Here is a 15,511-nt window from a genome sequence, read left to right as displayed (position 1 = left end):
GATGGCGGAAGCGACACGACGCATACGAGAAGAAAGAGATGTCCAGCGAATGCCGGTTGATCGGGAGCTGGATCACCTGCCGCCGGAGGCGCGCTGGCGCGAGTGGATGAACCGCGTCGAGGCAACGATCTTTGCCGCGAGCGAACCGGTCAACCGCGAAACGCTCGGCCGCATCGTCGGCAAAAGCTGCAGCATCGACCTTCTCATCGACGACATCCGCGAGGAGCTGCGCGGCCGGCCTTATGATCTGGTCGCCGTCGCCGGCGGTTTTCGGCACCTGACACGACCGGCCTATGCCGACGCCATCCGCAGTGCATTTGGCACGGCCGGCGGCGGCAACGGGCGTGCCGTCGACCTGACGCAGTCGGACGTGCTGGTGCTGATGTGTATCGCCTATTTCCAGCCGATCACGCGTGGAGAACTGTCGAGCTTTTTTGGGAAAGAGATTTCTCGCGACCTGATCGGCCATCTGCGCGGCGCGAAGCTGATCGCTTCTGGTCCGCGTAGCCCGACGCCGGGCGCGCCCTACACCTACGTGACGACAAAAGAATTCCTGCTGGAGTTCGGGCTCGACACGCTGCGCGACTTGCCGGATTGCGAAGCCCTCGAGGACGCTGGACTGCTCTCGAAGGAGAAGCTACTCGCAGGTGATATCATGCCAGGATTATCCGACGACGAGGAAGAGCATGCTTAGCGTCGGCACTGATGAATAATACGCTGCCTGGCCGGTGGCCGCAGTTCGCGGCGTCCTCAACGTGATCTACGACTCGGGGTTCGCGAGATGACGTGAGGAGACGCTGTCGGGCGTGGGGCGTTGCCTAGAAAATGGTGGGGGAAATATGCCTGGATGATCGATCCAGCGGTCGCATCGGTCAAGACCACTGACGTTCCGCGCCTTTCGGTTGCCCGACTTTTCGATCTTAGGGCGTTCCTGGACTCAGGCCTAGCCTGCAACCTTGGGGAAGAGAACCCCGAAGGAGGCGCTTGAGGACCTGCACTACGTCCTGCTTCAGTGTTTTCATGAAGTTTTCCGCCTCGGCATTGTCCTAGTGCCAACGCGGCTCATGCTTGGCTGGGTGCCGTGCAGGTTGAGAAGACCGGAATGGGCAGCGCACGAAAATTGGGCGGATTCAGGCCGGTCGTCGCAACACCAATCTGTTTGACCTACCGCAACCACTCGTCAAGCGCCTCAGCGGGCGTTTTCCAGCCCAGTGCTTTCGTGGCCTGGAGTTTAGAGCGTAGCGGCACCAACTCCTGTTCGAGATAGCCGCGGAGCCAAGGAAGGTCAGCGTGCGCCCGCCGGTAATGCGCCTGCAATGACCTGTTCAGGCCGGGTTTACGGGCGCGCCGCCTGCACGTCTTCGACAGTCACCGCATCCGTGTAGTTGTTGCCGAAATTGGTACGGATGTAATTAACCACGGCCGTCACCTGCTCGTCATCGAGATAGGAGCCGAGCGGCGGCATCGCCTTCTGACCCTTGACCACCATGACGACCGGATAAGCGCCCGCTTCGAGCTTCTCGTTCTTGGCGAGCGCCGGATATTTGCCGGCCCCGACTGCGCCGACGCCTTCCGGCATGTGGCAACCCCGGCAGATCGCCGCGTAAATGCCGGCGCCATCTCTGGGTTGGATCTTCGAGGCATTGCCAAAACCGGTCGAGTCGGACGATTGCCCAAAAACAGGAAACGCAGCGAAAGCCGCAACGGCAACGGTGGCGGCGAAAGAGGTGATCCGGTTCATGTCCAAAAGTCTCCAGATTGCGATCAGGGCGAGCTGGCTGGCGGCGGGCCGTCAGCCGCTGACCACGCGTTGGTGGAGACGCCCGATCGCATCGAGCGAAGACAGGATCGCTCCTTCCATCCAGGCCGGCATGTAGGAGATGTGCTCGCCGGCCATGGCGATGCGCCCGTCGATCGAGCTTGCCGCATGATAGTGTTCCTTGCGCTTCTCCTCGGTCCATTCGCCATAGCAGCCGAGCGTCCATGGCACGCGGTGCCAGCCGACGGCAACGCCGTTGTCGAACTCGTCTTTGTATTGCGGATGGATCTGAGCCCCGTACTCCAGCGCCTTCTGGATGCGCTCTTCCGGCGGCAGCGACGTGAACTCGTAAGCCCAGGCCTCCAATGAAAAGGCGCCGAGAAGCACGCCCTTGCCCGGGCTGTGATAGTCGGTGCTGGGATAGGAGATCAGCGTGTTGGGCAGATCGGTGTAGGTGATGCCGCCGTAGATGTGTTCGTCCTCTTCCCAAAAGCGGCGCTTGAACTGCAATCCCACCTTGATCGCGGCACCGTAAGGTAGGTTGTCAATCGCCGCCTTCGTTTCGGTCGACACCTTGGTTTTGATCTGGCTGAGCACGGAGAACGGCACGGTGCAGATACACCAGTCAGCGGTGGCGGTCTGCGCCTCGCCGCCCTTTCGCGCATCCTCGTAGCGGATGGTGACGCTTTCGTCGTCCTGGTCGATCTCCGTGACCTTCACGTTGTATTTGGTAAGGCTGCCGACTTCCCTCTCGAACGCCCTGGCTATCATGTCCATGCCGCCGACCGGCTGCAGCATCGTGGTCTGGTAGTCATAGAGACTGCCAGTGCTAAGGCTGCTCCACAGGCCGGATTGCACGATGTCGGAGAGCCCTATCGGCTGCGATGGCTTGGCCAGCGGCATCTGGCCGCCGCCCGGTTCAATATCAAAGCCTCGCCGCTCGCTGCTGTGAGTGCCAGCGACGTAAGCGTAGTTTTCGTCAAGCGCGCCCCAGCTCTGCAACGCTTCCAGCAGCTTCTCCCGGTCCTCCGTCGAGACCGCCTGGTCGAGTCCACCCTGCTTCGTCACCTTGGAAAGCAGCTCGGCGACATGGCCGTTGAAATCCGCGCTGACATGGCGGTAGCGCTGCGGCTTGCCTTCGAACGCCTTGACCGAATGCAAGTAGGCGTTGTGGTTCACCTGCACGAACGCCTCGAGTTTGACGCCGAGCCGCTTGCAGTAATCCAGCACGGCATGGTGATGGTAAGGGATACGCCACGGGCCGGGATTGATATAAAGACCCTCGTCGAACTTGCATTCCTGCTCGAAGCCGCCGAGCTCGGTGTAATTGTCGCCGCCACGCAGCGACCAGCAGCGACCGCCGGCTTTTTCCCTGTACTCCAGAACCTGCACCTTATAACCGACCTTGCTGAGTTCGTACGCAGCGACCATGCCGGCCAGTCCGCCGCCGAGTACGAGAACGGAAGCCCCTTTCGGATCGCCGTCCAGCTTGATCGGACCCTTGTAGGGCGACTCCTGCGCGAAGCCCAGGGTCGTCATGGCCTGATACATGGCCTCACTGCCGGCAAGCGCGCCGATCATGGTCAGGAGATCGCGGCGGCTGAGTTGGGGAGGAAGCATCGGAACTACTCTTTCAGGGGGATCGCAAGGACGAGAATAACCGGGCGGGGGCAGCGGGTCAGGGGTAGACCGGCCTCAGACGATTGTCTACCGGCCTGCCGACCGCCGGGCGTCGCTGTTAAGCGATCACCCATCGATCGCGTGACGCCGAGCGCCGGATTTGCAAGAGAACGCTCGCGAGCGGCTTCGTAACCACCGAGCTACACCACCTGATGAGACACGACCCGTAATGATGATGATCGACGGGTAAAAATGACCAGAAAACAAATGATTACATATCTCTAAAGTCTCGTAATCTTAGCCGATGGGCGCTCCGAAGGAAGGAGTCATGCGTTCGAATCGCGTCGGGTGCGCCAGTTTTCTCAACTAGTTAGTTTTCGTCCACAAACGCTTCTTTTTGCGAGCATTTGCAATGGTTTGTTGGCCGTTGGTGTGCGTTGAGTGGTATGGACAGGATCGAGGGCTGGCGATCGAGCAGAAAGGCCCTGTCGGCTCGAAGCCGGGATTTTGGCCAAGTTGAAGAACGATTGGTGAACGTCAGGGTTCGACCTGAGCTTTGAGCAACATGGCAACATTGTCGGCGGTGAACTTGAAGCCGCGGCGATCGGGGATACGCTCGACGGAGATGGGATATTTAGGTCTTCGTGGATCAATGCCGGTGATCCGGAAACGCTCGCCACCAGCGATAAACTCGCGTTTGAAGTGAGCAGCCTCCAGGCCGTACTGTTCGGCCAGCAGGGCGAACATCTCCTTATCCAGATTGAGCGTCTTGCCGTCTGGCGCGGGAATACTGATGCGGAATGCTGGTTCGAATGAGAAGCCAGGTTCCAGGCCACGCCACCCGGTACTTTCGATGACCAGTCCGTGATCTGAGGCGATCTTTCTGCAAGCCTCAAGCATGCGGGCCTGAATCTGCTCGCAGGCGGCGGATGTTAAACGGGTGATGCGGTTGGCCTTGCTCATTCGGAAGCACCGTTGCGTACCTGATAGACCGTGCCACGTGATATGGCGAGATCGCGGGCGATCTTGCTGGGTCCCTGACCCTTTTGGAGGCGAAGCAGGATTTCTGCGCGGTCAATCTTCGGTGGGCGACCTTTGTAGATGCCACGTTTCCTGGCGGCGGCGATACCTTCAGCCTGCCGCTCGCGCCGCAGGTTAGTTTCGAATTCCGCGAAGACGCCGAGCATGTCGAAGAACGCCTTGCCGGCGGCTGTGGAGGTATCGACGGGCTGCTCGGTGGCCACCAGATGCGCGCCCTTGGCCTTGAGTCGGTCGACTATCACCTGAAGATCTCGCAACGATCTGGCCAGCCGGTCGATGCGGGTGATGACAAGAGTTTCGCCGGCATGGATGAAGTCGAGAATGGTCATCAGTTGCGGACGACCTTCGAGTGATGCACCACTTTTCTGCTCCTCGCGGATGACCTCGCAGCCGGCGTTCCTGAGCGCGGCGATTTGCGCGGCGAGGTTTTGGTCTGTTGTGGATGTACGGGCATATCCGATACGAGCCATGTCCTAACCATGCTAACTGTTCAATTTGCGTGTGCTGTCATGCCGAGTTGTTCAATATCTCGTTTCCGACCCACAATAAACAGGATTCAACGGCCGCAACCCGTTCATTGACGATGTTCTCCATGGGTATACCAAAAATATTCACTACAAAGGTGCACCGCCTGCATCCAGTGTGGTCATAACGATATCTTCCATGAGCGGGATGCCCTGTAGGGGATGCTTGTGTATCAGTGCAAAGGCTGCGGCTGCCAGTGCTTTTGACAGTCGCTCCTTTTTAGCCGATTTGAGAATGATCGCGGTTTGCAGAAATCGCCTTGCCCAGATGTCTCGTCGGCCTTCGAGAAAGGCCCAGATTCTTTTTCAACAGTCCGCGCCGAGCGGGATCCCCGAATGATATCGCGTGTTTCTCCTGTGTCTTCAAACCAGCTGTCGGTGAACGGGACAAGCGCATCCAGTGCGGGCTCATTGCGGAGCATCCGATCCAGTTGTGCCGCTGTCGCATTCTGGATTTCCTTTTGCGGATCGACGTGATCCAGCAAAGCCTGCAGATCCCTTTCCTGGGGCCGCAATTGGCTCAAGCTACAAGCCTCCATGACGTCAATGAAGGCCGGCGCTGGTGGATGGCCGTTTTCTATCCCATCCGCCAGAGCCGCTTCCAGCAGAAGCTCGGCAGACATTCGATCTATTCGGACGCTGTTTGCTTCCTGGCGGGCATAAGAGACGATGCTGGTTGCTTCGCGCTTTGAACGGCAACGAATGACAAAGGCATCCTTGATGCCGTATCCGGTCTTTAACAGGATCATCGCGACAAATGTCTGGGCTTGCAGTTTTCCCACAATCGTTAGGCCTTGCGCTCCGACCCCGTCAGCGGTGGTCGCCAGGATGTCGCTGACGATCGGCTCCGCCCTGTTTTGTTTGGAAACATCAGCGAGACCTTGTCGCAGCGCCAGCTTGCCAATGTCATCGATAGCCGCCCGGGCGGCGCTCGCCGACAGCCAGCCGCGAATGATCGGCAGATAGGATAAGGTTTCAGGCTCCAGCTTCCCGCGCATGAGCCTTTCTCGTAGGCCGGCGGCCACGGCCTCTCCCGTCAATGATGTGCCGGATACCAGCCAATAGAGTGCACAGCGCTCCAGAAAGGGATTGTCGAGGCTCAACAGATGATGGACAAACTCGGCTTTGAACTCCTCCGGCATTCCTGCCGACATCTCATCCAGGCCACTGAAGAACTCATACGCGCCGCCGCCTTCAGCTTCAACTTCTGCCGCTAAAACGGCAAGCGCGCCATCAAGATCCGGCATCGGGATCTCCTCGGCGGGGCTTTCCCCAACCGGGTCAAGCATCAGTATGTCTGGCACGGGCAGACTGGCACGCCGATACAAGCCAGCAATTTTCAAACCGTGAAGCGGCTCGCCAGCGCCCGCAGCAATGCGAGCCTTGATCGCCTTCTCCGCATTTTCCAGGAAGGCCTTTCCATATGGGCTGTCATTCTCGATGCCCATTCGTGCCTCATCCAGCAGCAATCCGAACAAGGTTGCCACATCCGGATGATCGTCCATGGACTGCATAACCTCCGCAACGATGGCGTCGCAGGCCATGTCATTGGCCAGAAGATCATGCTTTGCTCTCTCGAAATAAAACTGGAACTGCGCCGACGACAGCCCATGTTGGTAGAGAACATTCAGGCATGATTCAGCAATTTTAACCATTGGTATCTCCAAAAATTATGCCGCCAGCCGATCAAAATCGATCCGACTATTCAAGTCGAGATCGAAACGGCCATAAGGATTGACGTGACTGTAGATCAGAGGCGTGAGGCCGCGATAGTCTTCCGGCGCCATCCGTGCGGCCCATTTCGGTTCCACCAGCACGGTCTGAAGCATGCGTGTGTTCACATAGACCAGTGACGCCTGCAGCAGGTGCAAAGCCAGAGCGGAAATCTCCTGCTCATCGATCCGGTTCGTGGCGATCTCGCCGCCCTTGCCGAAAAACACGAAGCCATTAGCGCTGTTCCAGTTTTCGACGACATTCAGCCCCTCGTGGATTTCCCGGCGGAATGCCTCCTGGCGAAGGTAGCGGCACAAGAATATCGTCTTGACCGCGCGGCCGAGCTCGCTCAGCGCCTTGTAGGTCGGGTGCATCACTTCGGCACGGGCGAAACGGCGCAGGATGGCCTCCGGGTCCGCCGTTCTCGTCTGCATGGCGGCGGTGTATTTGACCATCTCGTCATATTGCTGCTCGATCTCCTCCCAGTCGATCGCGCTGGAAAGGATCGGCAAGAGATTCGGCAGCCTTGTGCGCAGCGAGGCTTCCGGGATGGCAAGCTTCTGACGGGCTATCGCCTTCAGGCGTGGGGCGAGTTCAAAGCCGAGAAGGCGGCAAAATGCGAAACCGACTGCGCTCTGACCATGACTGTCGACATACTGGCGCTGGATTTCCATATCGGTGCAATGACGCAGCACGCCCTCGATCATGGAGGCGACCTCCGAGGACGAGCACCGTTTCAATTGCGAATAGACACAGGTCGCACGTTTTTCGACATGCCAATAGATCATGACACCACGGCCGCCGTAGCGGGCATGCCATTCCGTCATCAGATTGCGATCCCACGCTCCGAACTTTGTCGAATCAGATGCGCACGCCGTACCCGCGTCACCCCAGACTGCTGCGTTGCGGATGGCCAGGGTCGCGTTTGCAACCCTCGCGCACGCCTCCCTCAGCGCCGGCGCGTGGATAAAGCGGCGGTGAACATGCAGCAACTCGTCGTAGCTGACATCAGGTGTTGCGCCGGCGATCCGCTTGAGCCCGGCATTCGTGCCGAGACCATAAAGGCACAACAGAAGCCGCCGATCCAGCGCCTCGCGCGACAGGGCAACTCTCGACGCCGATGTTTCGAAGGACTCCAGCAGACCGGTATCGAGTGCGGCTTCCTTCAGCACGTCGAGCAATCCTGTCATCGACCAGCGCTGACCGATCTCGCCCTTGATTGCTTCCAGCCCCTTCGGTTCCGGCAGAGGCTTGAACGGTGTAATCGATATGCGGTTTTCGCCCCGCCACAGCAGCCGGACCTTGCCGTTTCGTGGGATCGTTTCGTTCAGAAGCAGTAACTCATGCTCAAGCTCCTTGCGAATGCCGGCTGTGAACGCTCGCGCGTTCGGGGTCAGGTTGAGGACTGTGTAATAGGCGTCACGCCGGATTTCGAAGTCCCTGGGAAGATCGTCGTCAGGATTGCGATAGCGGTCCGCGCCGACAACCCAGATCTCCTTGGAGCGGATGCGATCACGCAACTGGGTGAGGACGCAAAGCTCGTAGCTGATCCGGTTCACACAGCCATCGTCATTGACCGAACTGCGCCATCTGGCCGGAATAACCTCGTCAAACGGCACATCCTGCATCGGCACAAACCGGCAGCCATCATCCACCTTGCTCCTGATCCAATCCAGCGCCACTAGCACCGGACGCCACGCGGTATTGTTCGACCGGAATTCCAGAACCGAAAGCAGACTGGGCAGCATGCGCCGGTAATGATTGGCCCAGGACGAGCGCATGTAACCGGGGCAGATTACCGGGCAGTCAGGCTTGAGCGGCTTGCCTAACGAGATCCGGGAGCGGCGGAATCGACTCTTGTGTTGGTATGCCGAGGCGGTCGCCGAGATAGCGGAAGAATGAGACGTCGAGCTTGATGCAGGTCTTCATCAGGCCGAGCAGGACGTCGCGGGCGTTCTTGCCTGCCTCGCTGACGGTTCCGCCGGAGATCTTGCGCTTGGTGACGAAGGTGCGGATGTCGTTTTCCGAACCATTGGTGTGGAGCGGGATCTCGGGACGATCGAGAACGCGCAGGAGTTCATGCTTGCGGCGATGCAGCCTGGCAAGAAGCCGGTCGAGCATGACGTAGCCGGTTCGTCGTTTGAACAGGCGCTCGAAGCGGGCGCGCAGGGCCGCCGCGTGGCGCGGACAAGGAGCACGCTGGTAGCTCTTGAGGTCGCGATAGAACCACCAGATCAACTGGCGCATGATGTCGACGGCCTGACGTTGATCCGGGGTCACGGGTATCAATTTGTGGACGAGCCGCTCGGCGTGGACCCAGCACAGAGCATGGTCGCCGATGCGGAACTGGCCGGCATCATCGGACACGACCACGGTATCGCCAAGAAAGCCGTGGTGGCGGATCGCTCCCCACATCGCCCCTTCGGTGGCGATCCTGACTGGGTTGGGCTCAACCGCGAGCTGGTCGAGGCCGAGTGCGGCCAGATGCGCCTGCCATGCGGCGCTGTCGGCAAATGCCTTGTGCGGCGCAGCCGCCAGCCGCGCGATCACCGGACCGGCGAGGTTGCGGCCGCGCATATAGGCCAGGGCCTCTTCATTGATGAAGTAATCGCTGTGCCCGGCACGCAGCGTCGCCAGGAACGCCTCCCGTGACTTCGATCGCCCGGTGCGGAACGCGGTGAAGCGGCGATCGCCGATCTGGGTGGTGTAGCCGTCCTGGTGGGCGTGGCGCGCCGACGTATCATCGACGGTGATCCAGGGCGCCGTAGCCAGCCCGGCGCGCAGCACGTCACGGTCCTCCGCCGCGAAGGCCTCCAGGCCCTCCGAAATCAGCCGCACCACCTGGCGCTTCGAAATGTCGACCCCGATCCCGGTCAACAACGCCGTCAACCGCTCCGTCGTCACCTGGCCTTGAATGTGACAGGCCAGAATGAAGCGGCGCAGGTTCGCGCCCCAGCCGCCGATGATCCCCGCCGGCAACGGCGCCACCATCGTTTCGCCGGTCGGTGTCACCCAGCGCTCGCGGCGATAGCGCACCACCTCGGCCGACAACGCCAGATCGCGCACCAGGATCGTCTCATACCCCTTGAAGCGAGAGCCCGCAGGAGCGCTCACCGCAACCGTCACCTCGCGGCTCACGCGACCGCCGTCGCGCTTGGCGCCGCGCCGGCGGCGCTTGCCCTTGCCAGATGTCGGCTGCGTCGCCTTCTCCATGCCCGATGGCTTGGTCGGCTTGACCGGGGGACGCGGCGGCAGGTCCTTCAGCCGGGCGATCTCATCCTTCAGGGTCTGGTTCTCGGCGCGTAGCGCCTGGTTCTCGATCTCAAGGCTCTCGACCCGGCTTTGAAGACCGCGCACTTCGCCGATCAGCGCAGAAACCAGCCCGCGGAGTTCCGCGAGCGACAGGCCTTCAAGCGAATCAGTCGGTGGTAGCGTCACGCAAAGGGTGAATCACGAAAGCACGCGCCTGCAAACCCCCACCGCCCGGTAATCTGCCCCGGTTACATAGCGCATCACCTTATATATGCGCCGGTCGAGAGCCCCTTTCGCCTGGCTCTCCTTGACGATCGCCGCCAGCTTGTCCTTGCCGACGATCGGGAAAATGACATCGCAGACGCGCCCCGCGGGCTCGTCGATCGAAGCACTGGCAATCTCAACCAGCAATCTTTCCTTGCCATAAACCCGCTCGATATCCTTCGCGATATCGCCGACCACCTTGCGTTTCGAGCGCGTCCCGATCTTGTGGACCGTCTCGAGCAGCAAATCGACCATCGCGTCCGTGAGCTGCGCTTGCCGTGACGAAAGATAAATTGCGTACAGTCCGATTTGTTTGGCCGAAGGGTGCCGCCGCATCTCCCAGGCCTTTTCGCCGGCGACACGGCGGACAATCTGTTCCACCCATGCCTTGCCGGTCGCCGACAGCATATCCCGTGGCAGATCAAGTTTCTGAATGAAGGCAAGTTTCGCCGTCATGCTGAGGATGTTGTCGAGCGACGCTTGGCCAGCATCACCTCTCATCGTATTGAAGCCGGTCTGGCCGTCTGCCTCAGCAATAGAAGCTTCCAGCAATGCGACCGTGCTTGCTGAAAGGCGAGCGCTCACCCCGGTCAACCAGTCGTCGAGATAGTGTTGCCGTTGCGAACGCACCAGGCGTTCCAGTTCCTTGTGCGACGGGCCGTATATGCAACGGTCCCGGCACCACAGAAAAACCTGCTCGAGCATGGCGCCGACCGATTGCCCGGTCGGACACAGTTCGCCAGCGATCCATAATGTCAGCTCTTCCCGATCGCACCGTTTCAGGCGCCGAAAGCCGAGGTACTGCAAAATCTCGGCACAATGCCGGCGCGCAGTCCGACCGGAGAAATCATACTCGGTCATGGCGCCAGATCCGACGCCAAGCTGCTCGGCCAGCCAGGAAACGCTGTCGGCCGGGATCGAGGCATGGTCCTGTACAAAGAAGCCGTGCGCGGCGAAGAACTTAAGCTGAACCGCCAATCCCAGTCGCGCCGGGACCGGCTTGCCGTTCACAAATTCAATATCCGAATAGCTCAGGCTCCAGCGCCCGATCAAATCCTCTCGCGAAATATGCAAACCCGTCACTCCAATCCCTAAAATTGGAGCAGACTGTCATTCCCCAGCAAAGCACTCGTCAATTAGCGAGACAATGTTCCCACAACGTTCTTCAACTTGGCCAAAATCCCGGCTTCGAGCCGACAGGGCCTAGCTTCGCTGCGTGAGAATATCGAGCGCGGCTTGGCTAAGGGCAATTCTCTGCCGGAAGTCCGTAAACGGCAGGAAGCAGAACGCCGGCAGGATCGCGGCGCGGAACGATAATGACCAATCAGGTGACGACTATGAAAAAGCTTTGGATCTTAATGGTGGCAAGCTTCATCGCCGGCGGCACAGGAAGCGTAGCTGCGCAAGAGACGATGCAGGGAGACCAGAAGGACGCGTGCGAGGCACTTCTGTGCCTGGTGGCTGGATCAGCTCCATCGGAATGTACTCCGCCGCTGAGACGTTATTTCAGTATCAGGGCGGACAAGCCCAGCGACGAGCGCAAGAAGAGGCGCAATTTCCTCAAGATGTGCCCGTCCGGACAAGATGACCTGGTGGAATCGATCGTCAAGGGCAAATGCAATTCGGCTTACCAGGATTGCAGCACCCCCGGTGGCAACAGTGGTGGAGGCGCAGCGGGCACGCAGCCTGGCAACGGGCAGCAGACACAGGCGCGGTAATTCCCACCGATGTAGGAACGAAAGCGCGGCTCAGGCCGCGCTTTTTGTTTGAGTGTCACTTTGCCACCCGGCTTGATTTTAGGCAGCATTTCGGGTAGCATTTTGCTACTCAAATAGGAGCAACGTGATGCCCACAAAGACCAAACCTTCGCCAAACTCCCCTGCCCGTCAGCCTAAGATCGATTTCGCGTCGGTGAAACTGTCAAGCGCCCTCGTCAACCTGGCGCGGGAAGATGCACCGGTGTTCTCGCGTTCCATTGGTGGCCAGCTCGAGCACTGGGCGCGGATCGGGCGCGCCATCGAGCAAGCGCCAGGGTTTACCCTCGATCGCGTTCGCGCCGCATTGGAGGGTCGCTTTGATCCGGCTTTGCTGGCCGACCAGGAACGCACGCACTACTACGACCTGCTTGATGACGTGATGCTTGCACCGAGCAGCGAGGAAACAGCTGCGATGGCCTTGTTGGGTCGCTCTGCCGGTGCTGCAGGGTATGACGCGCATGGCCGGCTTGTTCGGGTTGCGGGCGACGGGAACACTGTGGTGATCGAAGAGTGACTGACGAAAGAACGCCGACACTGCACGTCATTGCTGGGCCTAACGGCGCAGGGAAGACAACGCTTTACAGGAATCGACTGGAAAAGCGCTATCCGGACGCCGAGTTTGTAAACGCCGACGAGCTGGCGTTGCGAGAGTTTGGTCACCCAGCGCAAACAAAGTCGGAGTCTGCACGTGGCCAGGAATTGGCAGAGGAACGTCGCCGGCAACTCATGGCCGAACGCAAGAGCCTGGTCACTGAATCCACGTTCTCACATCCGTCGAAGGTAGACCTGGTGCGTGACGCCAAAGCTGCCGGTTACGAGGTGGTGCTTTACCACGTCAACGTCCGAAGCCCGAACCTGTCAGTGATGCGTGTCGCCGATCGCGTCAACAAGGGTGGGCATCCCGTCCCGGAAGACAAGATCCGTCAGCGTTACGACCGCAATCAACCGCTGATCCGCGAGGCTGCCAAGCTTGCTGACCGGGCGTACATTTTCGACAACTCGCAGCTGGGCAAGCCCCACGAACTGTCGGTGATATTGGAGCGCGGCAAGGCAATTCGCGCCAGCGAGAATGTGCCGGCCTGGGCTCGGATGCTCTACAAGGACGAACTGCAGAACTTCTCACAGAGCCGCCAACATCGGGCTGCTGCGAGCTTTGCGGATGCCAAGGCGATCGCGGAGCGGGCCTTGGGACAGGAGAGCCGGACATTCATTCCACGGCCGAACAGCGAGTACAGCGGTAAGGTCATTGGCGAAACCGACCTGCACCTGGTGCAGCAGATCGGTGCACGCTCTGCCATTGCGCATTTCAGAGACAAGTTAGGTCGCCCTCCACGTGTCGGCGATGACGTTGAAATTCGCTATGGCAAAGATGGAGCCGCCACACTTCGCTCTGCTAGGGAAGCGTCGGAAGCGAAGGACAGGGCTGACGCGTTCCGGTCCCTGCCCGCCAAACAGGCCGTCGCGAAGTATCCCGACTTAGCTCCCTCCTACGCATACGTGAGGGCCGTAGAAGCGCGCGTAGCGGCCTCCCAGCCTGCGTCGGCTGCTGGGGTAGCCAAAAAGGTGCGCGAAGACTTGGCGGGCCGTATAGAGCGTGGTGAAACCCTCCCGGATATACGCCGCAAGGATCAGGACCGCGAACAGGATCAAGGTAGGTAGCTGAGACGTTCAGGCCTCGTTGCCCACACCCATTGAAACCCACCGGCTATCGCGGTAGCATAATGCTACCTAAAGTGCACGAGGAGGCAACATGGAAACGCTGACCTATATTCGCGATCGCTGTTGCAGCCTTCCTTGGGCTGGGCGCAGTAGTGCAATTCAACACTCTTGCTCAACGACGCTACGGGTTTCGGTTCTTTGCCGTCTGGCGGATCGTAGTTGGAGCGATTTCCGTTGGCGCGATTGTTGCCGGTTCGGCGGGCCTGAACGCAGCAGGTAGTGAGTACCACGTGCTCGCTGGGGTCAGCATGTTACTACATACAGCCAAGCAAGTGGACGCCGGCACTAAATAAACTGGACAAAGCTATCAGTCAAACTGGACGGTGGCGTCATTTAGGCTGGACGGTTGTGAATTGGCAAAGTCAGCGCAGCCAGGCAAGGAGGATGCAACTCGCACAGCGCCGCTGGCCTGCTGCTGGTCAGAGGCAGCACTTACAGAGCGCCCAGCGGGCCTGCGGGAGGGCTGGCCGGCTGCGATGTCGCTAGCGAGGGATTCTCACGGAGCCTATGGGCGATCGCCGGCAGCCGTTGGTGACCTGGTCGTAGATCTGTACGGCGGTGGCCATCGCCGCTCTTAGTGCGCGTTGCCTGCGCCAGGGACGTACGGCTGCTGTCATGGCGCAGCGCTGCGACTGGCACAAAGTGACCGCAACTGACAGGCAAGCGCATTGCCTGTCAGCAGCGCGCTTGGCCTGTGAACTGAGAACCCCTTGTCGAGCCGTCCGTTTGCCGTTTCGCGTGGCAGATGATTCTTCAGCAGCCTGTTGCTGCGAAGTTCAGTCCGCTCGAACACCATCCACACCGCCCACATCCGTACTTCTGGTGAATACTTCTCCAGGGCGATTCAGAATGCCTACGCGATCTGGCTTTGATAAATCTTCAGGCGGGGATGAGTCTCGTTCTCTTCAATTCGTGTTACCTGAAAGCGGGTGCCAGGAGGGAAGAGAACTTCCTGCTCATTCGGGCGCTCTGAAAACATGGAGATGCGTTTTCCAGTTGTTGAATTGCTTTCCCACTCGACTGCCATTCCTTGCCAGGATGCATTCTTGGTTTCTGAGGTCGCGAAGAATCGGCGGTCCGTGGTGATGCTTCCTTCTTGGTATCGCTCCGACACCCAGTCCGGCAACTGATCTTCGCCGGTGAAGACAGTCCCTTGATATGAATATTCTTCGGGAAGCGAGTGCAGGGCGGAAATGATGCATTTTGCAAATGCAAGGCCATGAGCAGCGGGCGTCGCTTCTTTCTCCAGAACATCCTGTACTACTTCATAATCGTCCGTCGTCCATGCCTGCAGCGCCACGAGATCCTCGGTTGCCATGTGTTCGAGTTCTGGGTGGTTCCTCTTCATCTGTGCCATTCTTTGCATCATCCCATTCCACTGCTGCTGCCTCTGTGGGCGGGATTGTTAGCCCCAAAGAGTTATGAGCGCAGTCTTGAACTGTTTTCGTTCTTCAGGTGTGGTTCGGAACTGCGACCCATCGTGTTGGATCCGCTGCCAAAGTCGCTTTTTTTGCTTTACCAGATCGCTGGTATTCAACTCCAGCAGTGGACTTAATGGACGGCGGCTCGAGCTCGCTCCGGGAGACCCGAGTGACGCCAAGCCATACAGGCTGGGTGACATGGACGCCTCGGGAGATGACGGCGTAGAGGGCGTGGCCTGCTCTGTGGCGTGGGCTGCATAATGCTCAGGTGAGCCTGCCACGCTCGGCTTTGAAACGCATAGACCCATGTTGATCTCCTACAGTGACTGTAGGAGCAAGTTTGGCGAGAAACTCTCCGATTCGCGCTGGCTCACCGAAGTCATAGCTGGGACGACGAAGCATTGACGCGCGGGATTCTCGAGCCTCTATAGAGGCTTGGCA

At 59.5% G+C, this 15,511-nt stretch carries 10 protein-coding genes and 3 pseudogenes; 4 read left to right on the top strand and 9 right to left on the bottom strand.

The features are described 5' to 3' along the window. Position 1: 1 nt before the first annotated feature. Positions 2 to 694 (top strand): SMC-Scp complex subunit ScpB, encoded by a 693-nt coding sequence (gene scpB, locus HB778_RS38790; protein WP_183455385.1) that lies wholly within the window; start codon positions 2 to 4, stop codon positions 692 to 694. A gap of 642 nt (positions 695 to 1,336) precedes the next feature. Here scpB and HB778_RS38785 read toward each other — a convergent pair. The 8 genes and pseudogenes from HB778_RS38785 to HB778_RS38750 form a co-directional block, all read right to left on the bottom strand. Then, positions 1,337 to 1,741, bottom strand: coding sequence for a c-type cytochrome (locus tag HB778_RS38785; RefSeq protein ID WP_183455384.1), 405 nt, complete (start codon positions 1,739 to 1,741; stop codon positions 1,337 to 1,339). Positions 1,742 to 1,792: 51 nt separating this feature from the next. Continuing rightward, on the bottom strand, positions 1,793 to 3,379 hold the full coding sequence (locus HB778_RS38780) for an NAD(P)/FAD-dependent oxidoreductase (protein ID WP_183455383.1): 1,587 nt from the start codon (positions 3,377 to 3,379) through the stop codon (positions 1,793 to 1,795). 537 nt (positions 3,380 to 3,916) lie between these two features. After that, positions 3,917 to 4,342, bottom strand: a complete 426-nt coding sequence (locus HB778_RS38775) for a hypothetical protein (protein WP_183455382.1) — start codon at positions 4,340 to 4,342, stop codon at positions 3,917 to 3,919. Continuing rightward, positions 4,339 to 4,890, bottom strand: coding sequence for a recombinase family protein (locus tag HB778_RS38770; RefSeq protein ID WP_183454862.1), 552 nt, complete (start codon positions 4,888 to 4,890; stop codon positions 4,339 to 4,341). Before HB778_RS38770 ends, HB778_RS38775 begins: the two co-directional genes overlap by 4 nt. Before the next feature lie 227 nt (positions 4,891 to 5,117). Further along, on the bottom strand, positions 5,118 to 6,599 hold the full coding sequence (locus tag HB778_RS38765) for a hypothetical protein (protein ID WP_244662182.1): 1,482 nt from the start codon (positions 6,597 to 6,599) through the stop codon (positions 5,118 to 5,120). Positions 6,600 to 6,614: 15 nt separating this feature from the next. Further along, positions 6,615 to 8,438 (bottom strand): annotated as a pseudogene (locus HB778_RS38760) (Tn3 family transposase); the annotation flags it as partial. Positions 8,439 to 8,463: 25 nt separating this feature from the next. Then, the gene (locus HB778_RS38755; RefSeq protein ID WP_183463841.1) at positions 8,464 to 10,095 is read right to left on the bottom strand and encodes an IS66 family transposase; all 1,632 of its coding nucleotides are present in this window, start codon (positions 10,093 to 10,095) and stop codon (positions 8,464 to 8,466) included. A 45-nt stretch (positions 10,096 to 10,140) separates the two neighbouring features. Beyond that, positions 10,141 to 11,256 (bottom strand): annotated as a pseudogene (locus tag HB778_RS38750) (DUF4158 domain-containing protein); the annotation flags it as partial. Positions 11,257 to 11,489: 233 nt separating this feature from the next. Between HB778_RS38750 and HB778_RS38745 the strand changes: the two are divergent. The 3 genes from HB778_RS38745 (at position 11,490) to HB778_RS38735 (ending at position 13,589) form a co-directional block, all read left to right on the top strand. Beyond that, positions 11,490 to 11,891, top strand: a complete 402-nt coding sequence (locus HB778_RS38745; RefSeq protein WP_183465778.1) for a TrbM/KikA/MpfK family conjugal transfer protein — start codon at positions 11,490 to 11,492, stop codon at positions 11,889 to 11,891. Positions 11,892 to 12,018: 127 nt separating this feature from the next. Then, positions 12,019 to 12,444 (top strand): TA system antitoxin ParD family protein, encoded by a 426-nt coding sequence (locus tag HB778_RS38740; protein ID WP_183455380.1) that lies wholly within the window; start codon positions 12,019 to 12,021, stop codon positions 12,442 to 12,444. Beyond that, positions 12,441 to 13,589, top strand: coding sequence for a zeta toxin family protein (locus tag HB778_RS38735; RefSeq protein WP_183455379.1), 1,149 nt, complete (start codon positions 12,441 to 12,443; stop codon positions 13,587 to 13,589). The genes HB778_RS38740 and HB778_RS38735 overlap by 4 nt, the downstream gene beginning before the upstream one ends. A gap of 913 nt (positions 13,590 to 14,502) precedes the next feature. On the opposite strand, the pseudogene xopAI reads toward HB778_RS38735, so the two are convergent. Beyond that, positions 14,503 to 15,378, bottom strand: a pseudogene (xopAI, locus tag HB778_RS38730) (type III secretion system effector XopAI). Positions 15,379 to 15,511 lie beyond the last annotated feature (133 nt).

This window comes from Mesorhizobium huakuii (assembly GCF_014189455.1).
In the GTDB taxonomy this organism is placed as follows: Bacteria; Pseudomonadota; Alphaproteobacteria; order Rhizobiales; family Rhizobiaceae; genus Mesorhizobium; species Mesorhizobium huakuii_A.
The sequence above is the reverse complement of the archived record's forward strand: the minus strand, read 5'-3'. Positions and strand labels throughout refer to the sequence as shown.